This window comes from Mycobacterium sp. E2699, from assembly GCF_001666745.1.
In the GTDB taxonomy this organism is placed as follows: domain Bacteria; phylum Actinomycetota; class Actinomycetes; order Mycobacteriales; family Mycobacteriaceae; genus Mycobacterium.
On the sequence record NZ_LZJH01000033.1, the window covers coordinates 72,205 to 86,029 of the forward strand.

Below are 13,825 nucleotides of genomic sequence, written 5' to 3' on the forward strand. Positions count from 1 at the left end.
CCCAACCCGCGCCGCGACGCCCCTATTCCGGAAGATCCGGCTCCTGGGCCGGCGGCGCGTCCAGCGGCAGCAGCACGATGAACCGCGTGTCGCCCGGAACCGATTCCACGCGCAGGTCGCCCCGATGGTTCTTGACGACGATGTTGAACGCGAGGTCCAGCCCCAGGCCCGTGCCTTCCCCGAACGGTTTGGTGGTGAAGAACGGTTCGAAGATGCGCTCGCGCACGTCGTCGGGGATCCCCGGCCCGGTGTCGCAGATCTCGATTCGGGCCATGTTGCCCTGCCGGCCGGTGCGGATGGTCAGTGTGCCGCCGCCGTCGCGCATCGCCGCGATCGCATTGTCGATGATGTTCGTCCACACCTGGTTGAGATCGCCTGGATAGCAAGGGATTTGGGGAAGCGACCGGTCGAATTCCTTGACCACCCGGACGGCTTTGTCCTTGTTCGGGTCCCGGCCCAACCGATCGGCGAACATCGTGAGCGTGCTGTGCAGCAGTTCGTGCACATCGGCCACCTGGAAGGGCGCCCGGTCCATCTGCGAATACTGCTTGGCGTCGGCGACCAGCGCCGAGATCCGCTTGCTCGCCTCGAGGATCTGGTTCAGCAGCAGTTCGCCTTCGACGGTGTAGGTCAGCCAGCGGACGGCCTTCTCCAGCGACGTCGACGCGCCGGGCTCCGCCGTCGCCGCGGCTATCCGTTCCAGCCAATCGGTGTCGATGCCGCCCTCGACGAAGGTCGGTGCGATGTCCCAACCGCCCTCGACGCCGTGGTCCTCGAGCCACTCACCGACCGCGTCCTCCAGGTCGGCCGTCTCGATCGCGGTCATGTCCCCCGAGGCGGACTTGGCGACCTGGGCGGCGACCTCCTCCTGCAGGCGCACCAGCGCGCGCAGCGCGTCCGGGGTGACCGTGCCGTCGGCGAGCATCGCGAGTTTCTGCCGCATCCCGGCGACCCGCTCGCGCAGCTCGGACGCCGCGCGGACGGTGGCCGCGGCCGGGTTGTTCAGCTGATGGGTCAGCCCGGCGGACAACTGGCCCAACGCGAGCAGCTTCTCCCGGTTGTCGATGATCCGGCGGGTGCGCTCCAGGCCGACCGCCATCCCGTCGAGCAGGTGGACGGCCATCGGGAACTGGTCCTTCATGAACTGGGCGAACGCGGGCGCGTCGAGCACGAAGAAGCGCGACGGCTTGGTGACCGACACCGACGCGTCGTAGCTCTGCCGGTGCAGCTGACCGGTGAACGCCCGCCACGCGCCGCAGTACACCCCGCGTTGCGAGGTCCGATTGGTCTCGATGTCCTGGCCGCCGGAGAGCTTCGACATCGCCAGCTCGCCCTCGATCAGGACGTACAAGCAGGTCGCCGGCTCACCCTCGACACAGATCGGGCCGGGCTCGTAGTTCTCGATGTGCCCGTTGGCGCACAACACCGCGAGTTGCTCGTCGGACAGGGCCTCGAAGAGGAACAGGCTGCGCAGCTCGTCGGGCTCGCAGGGCGTCTTGGCCGTCATGCTTCGGCGAGGTAGCGGTGCACCAGCATCACGGCCATCGATCCCTCGCCGACGGCGGCCGCGACGCGTTTGGCGGACTCGGCGCGCACGTCGCCGGTGGCGAACACGCCCGGCACGCTGGTCTCCAGGTGGTGCGGCGGGCGGTCCAGCGTCCAGCCGCACACGTTGCGCAGGTCCGGTCCGGTGAGGACGAAGCCGCGGTCGTCGCGGGCGACCACCCCGTCGAGCCACTCGGTGCGCGGCGCGGCGCCGATGAAGATGAACATCCGGGCGCAGGTGACGTCCTCGGTGGCGCCCGTCCGGTTGTCGACCAGGGTCAGCCTCTCCAGGTGGTCGGCGCCGACGGCGCGCTGCACCTCGGTGCAGGTGCGCACGGTGATGTTGGGTCGCTGCTTGATCTGTTCGATCAGGTAGTACGACATCGACGCGTCCAGCGACGGGGCGCGCACCACGATGGTCACGGACTTCGCCTCGCGGGACAGATACATCGCGGCCTGGCCGGCCGAGTTGGCCCCGCCGATGACGTACACCTCCTCGCCCGCGCACTCCGTCGCGACGGAGACCGCCGCGCCGTAGTAGACGCCGCGGCCGGTCAGCTCGTTGCATCCGTCGGCGCCGAGCTGGCGATACGCGACGCCGGTGGCCAGGATGACCGCGTGCGCGTCGACGGAGCCGCCGTCGGCGAACCGCACGGTGCGCTTGGAGCCGTTGACCTCCAGCGCCGTGGCGGCCCGCGCGGTGATCAGCTCCGCGCCGAACTTCTCGGCCTGCCGGCGCGCGCGTTCGGCCAGCTGGCCACCCGAGACCCCGTCGGGAAAGCCGAGGTAGTTCTCGATGCGCGAGCTCTGGCCGGCCTGACCGCCAGTCGCGGTGCGTTCGATCAGCACCGTGCGCAGGCCCTCCGAGGCGCCGTAGACCGCGGCGGCCAGGCCCGCGGGCCCGCCGCCGATGACGATCAGGTCGTAGAACTCCTGCGACGGCGTCGTGGTGAGGCCCAGCGTGTCGGCCAGCTGCGCGTCGGTCGGTTCGACGAGGGTGTCGCCGCGCTCGGTGACGACGACCGGAAGCCGCAGGCAATCCGCGCCGGCGGCCTTCAGCAACCGCTCGCCGTCGGGGTCGTCGGCCATGAACCACGAGTAGTGCAGCCCGTTGCGGGCCAGGAAGTCGCGCACCTGCCAGGATCGCGCCGACCACCGGTGCCCGATCACCTTGGTGTGCGGGATGGGATGTTCCGGCGCCGCCCGCCAGGCGTCCAGCAGCCCGTCGATGACGGGATAGAACTTCTCCTGCGGCGGGTCCCACGGCTTGAGCAGGTAGTGGTCCAGGTCCACGACGTTGATCGCATCGATGGCGGCGTGGGTGTCGGCGTAGGCGGTCAGCAGCACGCGCCGGGCGGCCGGGTAGAGGTCCATCGCCCGCTCGAGGAACTCGATGCCGCTCATCTGCGGCATCCGGTAGTCGGCGATGAGCACCGCGACGGTCTCGCCGCGCAGCTTGAGCTCCTTGAGCGTTTCCAGGGCGTCGGGGCCGGAGTCGGCGCGGACGATGCGGTGCCGGTCAGCGTATTGGCGGCGCAGGTCCCGGGCCACCGCGCGGGAGACCGCGGGGTCGTCGTCGACGGTCAGCAGCACGGGTTTGCGGGGGGCGGCGGCGGGATTCGTCATCGGCCTCAAGTATGCGCTCGTCAGGCGACGTGTGGCGGGTCGAGGAGGCGGCGCCGATTCAGCTGCCGGCGATTTTGGTGGGGGCGAATTACCAGGTATCGTGGACCAACGGTGCGGCATCCGCGCCGACTTTTTGCGTGCCCAGTCCCTAGGAATTTCCTGTCACCGGCTCACGTTTCAAGTCGGGCGAATGTTGCGCTCATCCGGGCGCTGACGTGAACGAAACGAATGACGAGGATTTCTGACAAGTATGGCCAAGAAGGACGGTGCCATCGAGGTCGAGGGCCGCGTGGTCGAACCCCTGCCCAATGCGATGTTCCGCATTGAGTTGGAGAACGGTCACAAGGTGCTCGCCCACATCAGCGGCAAGATGCGGCAGCACTACATCCGCATCCTGCCCGAGGACCGGGTGGTGGTGGAGCTGTCTCCCTACGACCTGTCCCGGGGCCGCATCGTGTACCGGTACAAGTGACAGCCCGAATTCGGACAACGAGAAGAACAGGATCGACCAGCCGTGAAGGTGAACCCGAGCGTCAAGCCAATCTGTGACAAGTGCAGGGTGATCCGTCGGCATGGGCGGGTCATGGTGATCTGCTCCGATCCGCGCCACAAGCAGCGCCAGGGCTAGAGCTCCCGCCTGCTGAACAACTAAATGATGACCTCCCAGCACCACTGAACGGCTGGCATATCCAGATATGGGCCAGTTCAGCCACGCCCGGACGGAGGCCGGGCCCCACCCCCGAAGGGGCCGGGAACGGGCTGGGATCAGACCTCCGCACGAGATTAAGAGGAAACGCCACCTATGGCTCGACTAGTAGGCGTCGATCTCCCACGCGACAAGCGGATGGAGATCGCGCTGACGTACATCTTCGGCGTCGGCCGTACCCGCGCCAACGAAATCCTGGCCGCCACCGGCATCGACAAGGACCTGCGCACGCGGGACCTCACCGATGACCAGGTGACCCACCTGCGTGACTACATCGAGGCCAACCTCAAGGTGGAGGGTGACCTGCGCCGGGAGGTCCAGGCCGACATCCGCCGCAAGATCGAGATCGGCTGCTACCAGGGTCTGCGGCACCGCCGCGGCCTGCCGGTGCGCGGCCAGCGGACCAAGACCAATGCGCGCACCCGCAAGGGCCCGAAGCGCACCATCGCGGGCAAGAAGAAGGCCAGGTAATCAATGCCACCGAAGAAGGCGAGCGGCTCGGCCCCCAAGAAGGGGCAGCACAAGACCCGGAAGCGGGAAAAGAAGAACATCCCGCACGGCGCCGCGCACATCAAGAGCACGTTCAACAACACGATCGTGACGATCACCGACCCGCAGGGCAACGTCATCGCCTGGGCGTCGTCGGGCCATGTCGGCTTCAAGGGCTCGCGCAAGTCGACGCCGTTCGCCGCGCAGCTGGCCGCGGAGAACGCCGCCCGCAAGGCCCAGGAGCACGGGGTCCGCAAGGTCGACGTGTTCGTGAAGGGCCCGGGTTCGGGCCGTGAGACCGCGATCCGCTCGCTGCAGGCGGCGGGCCTGGAGGTCGGGGCGATCTCCGACGTCACGCCGCAGCCGCACAACGGATGCCGTCCGCCGAAGCGCAGAAGGGTCTAGGGAAAGAATCATGGCTCGTTACACCGGACCCATCACGCGCAAGTCGCGCCGGCTGCGCACCGACCTCGTCGGCGGCGACCAGGCGTTCGAGAAGCGTCCCTACCCGCCCGGCCAGCACGGCCGCGCGCGGATCAAGGAGAGCGAGTACCTGCTGCAGCTGCAGGAGAAGCAGAAGGCCCGCTTCACCTACGGCGTGATGGAGAAGCAGTTCCGCCGCTACTACGAGGAGGCCGTCCGGCAGCCCGGCAAGACGGGTGAGGAACTGCTGCGCATCCTCGAGAGCCGGCTGGACAACGTCGTCTACCGCGCCGGCCTGGCGCGCACCCGACGGATGGCCCGCCAGCTGGTGAGCCACGGGCACTTCAGCGTCAACGGCGTGAAGGTGGACGTCCCCAGCTACCGGGTGTCGCAGTACGACATCGTCGACGTGCGGGACGGCTCGCTGAACACGGTGCCGTTCCAGATCGCGCGGGAGACCGCGGGTGACCGCCCGATCCCGGGCTGGCTGCAGGTCGTGGGGGAGCGGCAGCGCATCCTGATCCACCAGCTGCCCGACCGCGCGCAGATCGACGTGCCGCTCACCGAGCAGCTGATCGTCGAGTACTACTCGAAGTAAAGACCCCTGTACCAACCTGGTTCAGGTCTGCGACGATCGCAAGCGCGGCGAAGCCGGGCGCGGCGGGTCGGAGCGGACAACACGGCGGCATCAAATAGCGGGTGCCGAGAAGGAGAAGAAGAAACACCATGCTGATCTCACAGCGACCCACACTGTCCGAGGAAGTCCTCACCGACACCCGGTCCCAGTTCGTCATCGAGCCGTTGGAGCCGGGATTCGGTTACACCCTGGGCAATTCGCTGCGGCGCACGCTGCTGTCGTCGATCCCCGGCGCGGCCGTCACCAGCATCCGCATCGACGGCGTGCTGCACGAGTTCACCACCGTGCCCGGCGTGAAGGAAGACGTCACCGACATCATCCTGAACCTCAAGGGCCTGGTCGTGTCCTCGGAGGAGGACGAGCCGGTCACCATGTACCTGCGCAAGCAGGGTCCCGGCGAGGTCACCGCGGGTGACATCGTGCCGCCGGCCGGTGTGACCGTGCACAACCCCGACATGCACATCGCGACCCTGAACGACAAGGGCAAGCTCGAGGTCGAGCTCGTCGTCGAGCGCGGCCGCGGCTACGTCCCGGCGGTGCAGAACCGGGCCTCGGGCGCCGAAATCGGCCGCATCCCGGTCGATTCCATCTACTCGCCGGTGCTCAAGGTCACCTACAAGGTGGACGCCACCCGTGTCGAGCAGCGCACCGACTTCGACAAGCTGATCCTGGACGTGGAGACCAAGAGCTCGATCACCCCGCGCGACGCGCTGGCCTCGGCCGGCAAGACGCTGGTCGAATTGTTCGGCCTGGCACGCGAACTCAACGTCGAGGCCGAGGGCATCGAGATCGGGCCGTCGCCGGCCGAGGCCGACCACATCGCGTCGTTCGCGCTGCCGATCGACGACCTGGACCTGACCGTGCGGTCGTACAACTGCCTCAAGCGCGAGGGCGTGCACACCGTCGGCGAACTGGTCAGCCGCACCGAGTCCGACCTGCTGGACATCCGCAACTTCGGCCAGAAGTCCATCGACGAGGTGAAGGTCAAGCTGCACCAGCTGGGCCTGTCGCTCAAGGACAGCCCCGCGACCTTCGACCCGTCGGAGGTCGCCGGCTATGACGTCGCCACCGGCACCTGGTCCACCGAGGCCGCCTACGACGACCAGGACTACGCGGAAACCGAACAGCTGTAAAGGCCTACAACAGAATCCCGTCCCGGCCCTACCTGATACGGGGGTCGGCCCCCACTGAGGAGATAGTGCAATGCCCAAGCCCACCAAGGGCCCTCGCCTCGGCGGGTCGTCTTCGCACCAGAAGGCCCTGCTGGCCAACCTGGCCACGTCGCTGTTCGAGCACGGCCGGATCAAGACGACCGAGCCCAAGGCCCGTGCGCTGCGGCCGTACGCGGAGAAGCTGATCACGCACGCCAAGAAGGGCACGCTGCACAACCGTCGGGAGGTGCTCAAGAAGATCCGCGACAAGGACGTGGTGCACGCCTTGTTCGAGGAGATCGGGCCGTTCTTCGCCGACCGCAACGGCGGCTACACCCGCATCATCAAGGTCGAGGCGCGCAAGGGCGACAACGCCCCGATGGCCGTGATCGAGCTGGTGCGGGAGAAGACCGTGACCTCCGAGGCGGACCGGGCGCGCCGGGTGAAGGCGTCGAAGAAGACGTCCGACGCGCCGGTGGCGGCCGCGGCGGCGCCGCAGGCGGCGGTCGAGCCGGAGGCGGCGGAGGGCCCGACGGCCGACGAGCTGACCGAGCCCGCCGAAGAGGCCGTCGAGCCGGCCGAGACCGGGGCCGGCGAGGCCACGGAGGCCGAGGCCGCCGCCGCCGAGAAGCATGACGAGGCTGTGGCCGCGAGGGCCGAAGCCGAGGCCGCCGAGGCGAGCGACGAGGCTGACGAGAGTTAACGACCCGGATTCTCAGGTCCGTCTGCGGCTCGACATCGCCTACGACGGAACGGAATTCGCGGGCTGGGCGGCCCAGGCCGGGCAGCGGACCGTCGCCGGCGTCCTCGACGAGGCGCTGACGACGGTCTTCCGCGTTCCGGTGCGGCTCCGCGCCGCCGGGCGCACCGACACCGGGGTCCATGCCACCGGGCAGGTCGCCCACGTCGACGTGCCCGCCGACGCGTTGCCGAACGCCTACCCGCGCGCACTCCGGACGGGTGAGCCGGAGTTCCTGCCGCTGGTCCGCCGGCTGGGCCGGTTCCTGCCGACCGACGTGCGCGTGCTCGACATCGCCCGCGCCCCAGCGGGTTTCGACGCCCGATTCTCGGCGTTGCGACGCCATTACGTGTACCGGCTGTCGACGGCGCCGTATGGGGTGCAGCCGCAGCAGGCCCGCTACGTCACCGCCTGGCCCCGCGACCTGGACGTCGAGGCGATGGCCGTCGCGTCGCGAAACCTGGTGGGGCTGCACGACTTCGCGGCGTTCTGCCGTCAGCGGGAGAACGCCACCACCATCCGCGATCTGCAGCGGTTGGACTGGTCACGCGACGACGACCTGGTCACCGCGCACGTCACCGCCGACGCGTTCTGCTGGTCGATGGTGCGGTCGCTGGTCGGGGCGCTGCTGGCCGTCGGCGAGCACCGGCGCCCGGTGTCCTGGTGCCGCGAATTGCTTTCGGCCACGGACCGCTCCAGCGACTTCGCCGCCGCGCCGGCACACGGGTTGACGATGGTCGGCGTCGATTACCCGCCCGACGACCAACTGGCCGCGCGGATCCTGATCACCAGGGACCTCCGCACGCCGGGCTAGAGGCGATCGGGAGCCCGGCTCAGTCGGGCGACGCGGGTCGCCGCCATCGGGGCTAGACCCTGCCCGCGACGAAACTTGCGGCCTGGTTGGTCAATCCGGGCACGTAGCCCAGGTGCGCACTCCATTTGTTGCCGTTCGAGCAGATCGGGTCGCCGGGGTTGCACAGGTCGATGGTCTTGCCGTCGAAATCCGGCGTGAGCGCGCTCATCAGCCCGCCGGCCCGCGCGGACGGATTTCCGAACAGGGCGACGGCGGCGACGTGATCGGCCGCGGCGGCGGGCAGGGGCTGACGGAAGCCGAGCCCGGGAAGCGGTGCGGCGGTGACGATGTCGATGACGGCGGCGCCCTGCGAATACCCGCCGAGCACCATCTTCGTCTTCGGGCAGTTGTTGGCCATCTGCTGGATGTGGTTGCTGGCGTCGTTCGCGCCGTCGGTGGCGGCCAGGAAGTCCTTGTTGGCGGGATAGTTAACCCCGTACGCCCCAACGCTTTTGCGGGTGTCCTGGCGCAACGAGTTGACGAAGGCCTGGCCCACCTTCCCCACACCCGGCGGCTCGTCGGTGCCCCGGGCGAACACCACCTCCACGTCCGGGCACGACGCGGAGGCCAGCGGCAGCAGCTTCGGGACGACGAAAAGCGCGACCGCCGCAAGGAATGCGGCGGTCAGCCCCAAGCGGATAAGCCTCACACGACGAGGCTACGGGCCCAGGATCAAGCCCCGGTAACGATTTAGACAAGCGGCGCTTGAGGATTCACCGGCGCCGGCGCGCCCGGCGCGTTCGGCGCCGGGACGTTACCGGGCACCGACGGGCTGGTACCAGGCGCCTGCGGGCCGTAACCCGGTGCTTGCGGCGGGTAGCCGGGCGTCTGCGGCCCGTAGCCGGGCACCTGCGGGTTGGTCCCGGTCATCAGCCTGGATGCGACGAACGCGGCGGCCTGCGTGGTGTACGCCGGGACGTAGCCCTCGGTGTGGCCGCTCCACTCGTTGCCCTGACCCGCGTGGCAGATCGGGTCCTGCGGATTGCACAGGTCGATCGCCTTGGAGCCCAGCAGCGCGCTCTGGGCCGGCAGCGTTCCGCCGGCGCGGTCGGCCACGTCGCCGAAGGTGGCGACGGCCGCGATGTTGTTCGCGTATTGCGGCGGCAGGGAGTTGCCCCAGTTGATGCCGCCGATGGGAACGCCGGCCACGATGTCCATCACCGAGGCGCCCTGCGAGTAGCCGCCCAGCACGATCTTGGTGTTCGGGCACGTCTCCACGCTTTTCTTGACGCGGTCGATGGTGTCGTTGGCGCCGTCGCCGCCGTGCAGCTGCAGCTTGCTGGCCGCGTAGTTGACCCCGTAGGGCAGGATGTTCAGGCCGGTCTGCTGGCGCAGCGAGTCGACGAAGGCGTCGCCGACGCGGCCGAGGCCGGGCGGCTCGTTGGTGCCGCGGGCGAAGATGACCTCGACGTCCGGGCAGTCGAAGGCGGAGGCGACCGGCGTCGCCGTCGGGGACAGGAGCAGGCCGGCGGCGGTGAGCACTGCAGAAACCCCCGGGCCCACCCAGCGACCGATGCGGTGGGAAGACACGCCGGAATAGTACCCGCAACCAGCGAAGAGGGGAAAATTCGCCGGCCTGTGGACAACCGCGGGCGCCCGCGCCTACCTGCGGTTTGACTGGAGCGGGGAGACGGATTCCACAAATTTGCCGGGGGTATTTTGGACAGTTCGCAGCTGCGCCGGCCGACGAGCCGGTTGCAGGTCAGCGGCTACCGATTCCTGCTGCGCAGGCTGGAGTGCGCCCTGCTGGGGCGTGACATCGACGCCGCGGACGAACCGCTGCGCACCCAGAGCGCATCGCTCGCGGTCGGGTGCGTTGTCGCGGCCGTCGCGCTGGCCGGGTGCGCGTTGCTGGGTGCGCTGCGGCCGCAGGCGGATTTCGGGCAGGCCCGGATCGTCATGGGCCGGGAATCCGGGGCGCTCTACGTGCGGGTGGGCGACGTCTGGCACCCCGTACCGAACCTGGCCTCGGCGCGGTTGATCGCGGGGACGGCCGCCAACCCGCAACCGGTGCGGGAGTCGGATTTGGCAGGCACCAAACGCGGTCCGCTGCTGGGCATTCCGGGTGCGCCGCAGTTCATCGGCGAGACGCTGCCCGCGGACGCGTCCGTGTGGACGATCTGCGATGCCGACGCGACTGGCGCGACGACCGTCGTCGTCGGGCCGGCTGCCGAATCGCCGGTCCACCGCCTGGCTTCCGGGCGTGCCCTCCTCGTCGCGGGCGCGCCGGACTCGCCGGCCTACCTGCTTTACGACGGTCAGCGGGCGGTGGTGGACCTCGCCGATGCCGCGGTGGTGCGCGCGCTGCGGCTGGAGGGCCGCGCGCCGCGGCTCGTGTCGCAGGCGTTGCTGAACGCGGTGCCCGAGGGCTCGCCGATACGGACCCCGCGGATTCGCGCGTCGGGCGCGGCGGTGCCCTGGCTGCCCGGCTTCACGGTCGGCAGCGTGCTGCGCGTCCCGCGCGGCGATGCCGACGAGTATTACGTCGTTTTGCCCGTCGGAGTCCAGCGGATCGGGCGGGTGGCCGCCGAACTCCTGCGCTTCGGCGATTCGCACGAAACCGCCAACGCCATCACCGTCGCGCCCGATGCGATCCGCGCCGCGGCGGTCGCGAACACGTTGCCGCTGGCGGGTTTCCCGGACCGGGCGCCGGAGCTGGACGGCGGCAGCATCCTGTGCGTCACCGCGCGGCCCGGGACATCGGGAAATTTCGACATCGCGTTCCTGATCGGTAGCGGCCTGCCGGTGCCGGCCGGCCGGGCTGCGGTGCCCCTGTCGCAGGCCGACGGTCGCGGTCCGGCGCTGGACGCGGTGTTCCTGCCGCCCGGCCACAGCGCCTATGTGCGGGACGGCAACCGAGCCGGCGCGCGCTATCTGGTCACCGACACCGGGGTGCGCTTTGCGATCCGCGACGACGACGCGGCGCGCGATCTTGGTCTGCCGGCGCCTATTCCGGCGCCATGGTCGGTGTTGGCGGCCCTGCCGCCGGGGCCGGAACTGAGCAGGCAGAGCGCGTCAGTCGCGCGCGACACGGTTGGGGGAAGCCCGTAGCCGTCCGGCCGCCAGGAGGCCCAGCAGCGCAACGAGACCGACGGCCGCGCCACGCAGCGCGACGCCGCGGGCCCGCGAATCCGGCGGGTGCTGCGGCGGCATGATCACCGGAAGCGGCGCCGGTGTGGGTGTGGTGATCGCGGTCGCGGGCGGGCCGGAGTCGGTGCTCATCGCCGCCAGCACGTCGATGACGCCGTTGCCCACCGTCGGATCCCACCCGCCGGGCGGGTGGTGGGCGGTCGACTCGATGCGCTGCATCACCTGCCGCGCGGTCAACGCGGGGAAGCGGGCCCGGATCAGCGCGGCCAGCCCGCTGACCACCGGAGCCGCATAGCTGGTGCCCGAAACCGGTTGTGCGCCGAACACACTCACCGCCTCGCCGGTGGCGGCGACGTCCACCCAGGGTCCGGCAAGCGTGAAGGCCGACGGTGCGCCTTCGGCGTTGACGGAACCCACGGTGAGCACCAAGTCGTCGACCAGGCCGGGCTGGCAGTTCACCCGCGGTGCCGGACAACGCGTGGCGGTCATCGATACCGGCGTCTCGCCCCACCCCCGGCTACCCGCCGTCGTGCCGGGCGGCGACTACGTTTCAACCGGCGACGGCGCCCAGGGCCCGATCGTCGGGTGCCGAGCCGACGGGAACGCAGGCCACGGAGGAGATGTTGATCACCGACGCGCCGAGATCGGCGGCCGTTCGGACGGCCTTGGCCATCGTCTCGACGTCGCCGACCCCGGCGCGGGAGCGGTCGGTGGCGGGGGCGAATCTGGAACTGGACTGGCGGATGCTGATCACGGTGGCCTCGGGCGCCACCCCGGTGAAGCCGTCGGCCCCGGGATCGGGCGCAGCCGCGATGATCCCGGCCACCAGGGTGCCGTGCGCGTCGCAATCCTGGGCGCCGTCGCCGGTTGAAACGTAGTCGCCGCCCGGCACGACGGCGGGTAGCCGGGGGTGGGGCGAGACGCCGGTATCGATGACCGCCACGCGTTGTCCGGCACCGCGGGTGAACTGCCAGGCCCGGCGCAGGTCGACGAGATCGGGGAGGTGGGTGCCGTCTTTCGCCGAGGCCGCCGTCAGCGGCGCGCAAACCTCGCGCTGCAGGGTCGGCCACGGCGGCGCGGGCAGAGCCGGCTCGGGCAGCCACTTGTCGTCGATCGAAGGCGGCGAAACCGCCTGCGCGGCAGGCACTCCCAGCAGGGGAAGCGACGCAAGCGCCGACACCGCCATGAGGCGTGACACGCTCACCCGAGATGCCATCCGCGAGCGGCGCTGTAGAGGCCGCATACCCAGCACGTCGCGGGCACCATCGCGACCAGGGTCAGACCCTCCAGCGCGTCGACACCGCGGCGTATCAACGGTGAGGTCGATATGGCCGCCGCGACGAACCCCAGGTGCATCGCCGCGGCGGCCAGCGCCGCCGTCAACGCCGCCGTCCACGCGCCATGTGGCGTGCCGGCGGCAACGACGGCGAAAGTTGTTGCGGTAATGACCGTCCCGCAGGCGACGAACACCAGCCTCCTGGTCCCGTTGCCCGAACGGGCCCGCAGCAGCAGAGCCGCGCCGGTGAGTGCGCCGACGGCGATGTGCTGCGGCCGCGGTGCGCCGCCGAGCACGGTGACCACCGCACCGACGGTGGCCACGGACGCGAACGCGGCGAGCAGACTGGTCAGGCAGGTGTCGGCACGGATCGCCTTGGCGTCGAGGTCCGCGGCGGGCGGGCGCTGCGGTGACAGCCCGGCAAGAACGATCGACACCCGCGCCGCCACGCCGAGCAGACCCAGGGACACCGACGCGGACACCGACCCGATGACGCGCGGCGGTGCGGCGGTGATCACGCCGGCCAGGGCCGCCGCGGCGATGATCGTTGCGGCGCACGATACGGCGGTCAATGTGATGACGCCGCAGCCCGATGCGCGCATCGCCGCCATTGAGGCGACGACGGCCGCCGTCGCACCCAGCACCACGCTGGGGAGCCCGGGGGCGCCGGGCACCGCGAGGCAACCGGCGACCGCGGCGAAGGCGGTGGCGATCAGGCTCAGCGCCAGCCCGGCGAACGCATCCCCGTAGGTGCGGTGCGCGATCGCCGCACCGATCAGTGCCCCCAGGGCCGCGGATGCCGTGACGGCGAGCGTGGCGCCGGTGACATTGGCGCTGAACGCGTTTCGGATGAGCGCCAGCGCACCGATGCCGGTGAGCGCGATCGCCGCGATCGCGCCCGTCAGGCGGGTCGCCTGCCGGGAGTGGCTCCACGGCCGGGCCGTCGAGTCCAGCGTCGCCGCCACGGCCTCAGCCGGGTCCGCATAACGGGGAGCGGGCGGCGGGTCAGCGGAGTCGGTCAAGACGAGCACCTCGCCGTCTTGGATCCCGTTCTGGGCCAACGTTCCTCCCAACGGGGCCGCACCGGGCCGGGACAACCGGTAGCGCCTCGCCACCAGTTCACCGGCACACTCATTCCCGCGGCCGCCGAGGATGTCGACGATCGACGGCATCAGGACGGCGACCGGGACGCCGGCCGGCAGGGCGACGTCGGCGACGGCGGCGCCGGCGTGGATCGCCACGCGGCGCAGCGCCAGATCGGATCCGGGCAATGGTGATCCCTTCGGTCGG

Annotated in this window: 14 protein-coding genes and 1 pseudogene; 9 read left to right on the forward strand and 6 right to left on the reverse strand. The window is 70.3% G+C overall.

The genetic code is table 11. The features are described from left to right. Positions 1-22: 22 nt before the first annotated feature. Both A5696_RS03560 and A5696_RS03565 read right to left on the reverse strand, forming a co-directional pair. Positions 23-1,507: an ATP-binding protein gene (locus tag A5696_RS03560; protein WP_067873519.1), complete on the reverse strand. Its 1,485-nt coding sequence runs from the start codon at positions 1,505-1,507 to the stop codon at positions 23-25. Then, positions 1,504-3,171 carry an FAD-dependent oxidoreductase gene (locus A5696_RS03565; protein ID WP_067873522.1) on the reverse strand — a complete coding sequence of 556 codons (1,668 nt, stop codon included), beginning with the start codon at positions 3,169-3,171 and terminating at the stop codon, positions 1,504-1,506. The genes A5696_RS03560 and A5696_RS03565 overlap by 4 nt, the downstream gene beginning before the upstream one ends. A gap of 250 nt (positions 3,172-3,421) precedes the next feature. Here A5696_RS03565 and infA point away from each other — a divergent pair, with 250 nt between their 5' ends. The 8 genes from infA (at position 3,422) to truA (ending at position 8,130) form a co-directional block, all read left to right on the forward strand. Continuing rightward, positions 3,422-3,643, forward strand: a complete 222-nt coding sequence (infA, locus tag A5696_RS03570) for a translation initiation factor IF-1 (protein WP_003418601.1) — start codon at positions 3,422-3,424, stop codon at positions 3,641-3,643. A 42-nt stretch (positions 3,644-3,685) separates the two neighbouring features. Further along, entirely contained in the window at positions 3,686-3,799 is a 114-nt protein-coding gene (gene rpmJ / locus A5696_RS26870) for a 50S ribosomal protein L36 (RefSeq protein ID WP_003879483.1), read from the forward strand. A gap of 174 nt (positions 3,800-3,973) precedes the next feature. Continuing rightward, positions 3,974-4,348 (forward strand): 30S ribosomal protein S13, encoded by a 375-nt coding sequence (gene rpsM / locus A5696_RS03575; RefSeq protein ID WP_066907568.1) that lies wholly within the window; start codon positions 3,974-3,976, stop codon positions 4,346-4,348. 3 nt (positions 4,349-4,351) lie between these two features. After that, a complete protein-coding gene (gene rpsK, locus A5696_RS03580) occupies positions 4,352-4,771 on the forward strand; it encodes a 30S ribosomal protein S11 (RefSeq protein WP_067873528.1) in 420 nt (139 codons plus the stop codon). Positions 4,772-4,781: 10 nt separating this feature from the next. Further along, positions 4,782-5,387, forward strand: a complete 606-nt coding sequence (gene rpsD, locus A5696_RS03585; RefSeq protein WP_067873530.1) for a 30S ribosomal protein S4 — start codon at positions 4,782-4,784, stop codon at positions 5,385-5,387. A gap of 128 nt (positions 5,388-5,515) precedes the next feature. Continuing rightward, entirely contained in the window at positions 5,516-6,559 is a 1,044-nt protein-coding gene (locus A5696_RS03590; RefSeq protein ID WP_067873533.1) for a DNA-directed RNA polymerase subunit alpha, read from the forward strand. A gap of 70 nt (positions 6,560-6,629) precedes the next feature. Then, positions 6,630-7,280 (forward strand): 50S ribosomal protein L17, encoded by a 651-nt coding sequence (gene rplQ / locus A5696_RS03595; RefSeq protein ID WP_067873535.1) that lies wholly within the window; start codon positions 6,630-6,632, stop codon positions 7,278-7,280. Further along, the gene (gene truA / locus A5696_RS03600; protein ID WP_082956422.1) at positions 7,210-8,130 is read left to right on the forward strand and encodes a tRNA pseudouridine(38-40) synthase TruA; all 921 of its coding nucleotides are present in this window, start codon (positions 7,210-7,212) and stop codon (positions 8,128-8,130) included. The genes rplQ and truA overlap by 71 nt, the downstream gene beginning before the upstream one ends. Positions 8,131-8,182: 52 nt before the next feature. Here truA and A5696_RS03605 read toward each other — a convergent pair whose 3' ends face one another. Further along, complete coding sequence (locus A5696_RS03605; protein ID WP_369803284.1) at positions 8,183-8,809, reverse strand: cutinase family protein; 627 nt, start codon at positions 8,807-8,809, stop codon at positions 8,183-8,185. A gap of 50 nt (positions 8,810-8,859) precedes the next feature. Then, entirely contained in the window at positions 8,860-9,699 is an 840-nt protein-coding gene (locus A5696_RS03610; protein ID WP_067873544.1) for a cutinase family protein, read from the reverse strand. Positions 9,700-9,828: 129 nt separating this feature from the next. Between A5696_RS03610 and eccB the strand changes: the two genes are divergently transcribed. Then, entirely contained in the window at positions 9,829-11,220 is a 1,392-nt protein-coding gene (eccB, locus tag A5696_RS03615) for a type VII secretion protein EccB (RefSeq protein ID WP_304442245.1), read from the forward strand. Here the strand turns inward: eccB and mycP are convergent. After that, a pseudogene (gene mycP / locus A5696_RS29065) lies at positions 11,185-12,475 on the reverse strand (type VII secretion-associated serine protease mycosin). The gene eccB and the pseudogene mycP overlap by 36 nt on opposite strands. Continuing rightward, positions 12,460-13,806 (reverse strand): type VII secretion integral membrane protein EccD, encoded by a 1,347-nt coding sequence (gene eccD, locus A5696_RS03625; RefSeq protein WP_231964217.1) that lies wholly within the window; start codon positions 13,804-13,806, stop codon positions 12,460-12,462. Before eccD ends, mycP begins: the two are co-directional and overlap by 16 nt. Between the last annotated feature and the right edge of the window lie 19 nt (positions 13,807-13,825).

Excerpts from the sequence above, each read along its gene's own strand:
- A5696_RS03560 (WP_067873519.1), bottom strand. The coding sequence starts at position 1,507 with ATGACGGCCAAGACGCCCTGCGAGCCCGACGAGCTGCGCAGCCTGTTC.
- A5696_RS03565 (WP_067873522.1), bottom strand. The coding sequence starts at position 3,171 with ATGACGAATCCCGCCGCCGCCCCCCGCAAACCCGTGCTGCTGACCGTC.
- infA (WP_003418601.1), top strand. The coding sequence starts at position 3,422 with ATGGCCAAGAAGGACGGTGCCATCGAGGTCGAGGGCCGCGTGGTCGAA.
- rpsM (WP_066907568.1), top strand. The coding sequence starts at position 3,974 with ATGGCTCGACTAGTAGGCGTCGATCTCCCACGCGACAAGCGGATGGAG.
- rpsK (WP_067873528.1), top strand. The coding sequence starts at position 4,352 with ATGCCACCGAAGAAGGCGAGCGGCTCGGCCCCCAAGAAGGGGCAGCAC.
- rpsD (WP_067873530.1), top strand. The coding sequence starts at position 4,782 with ATGGCTCGTTACACCGGACCCATCACGCGCAAGTCGCGCCGGCTGCGC.
- A5696_RS03590 (WP_067873533.1), top strand. The coding sequence starts at position 5,516 with ATGCTGATCTCACAGCGACCCACACTGTCCGAGGAAGTCCTCACCGAC.
- rplQ (WP_067873535.1), top strand. The coding sequence starts at position 6,630 with ATGCCCAAGCCCACCAAGGGCCCTCGCCTCGGCGGGTCGTCTTCGCAC.
- truA (WP_082956422.1), top strand. The coding sequence starts at position 7,210 with ATGACGAGGCTGTGGCCGCGAGGGCCGAAGCCGAGGCCGCCGAGGCGA.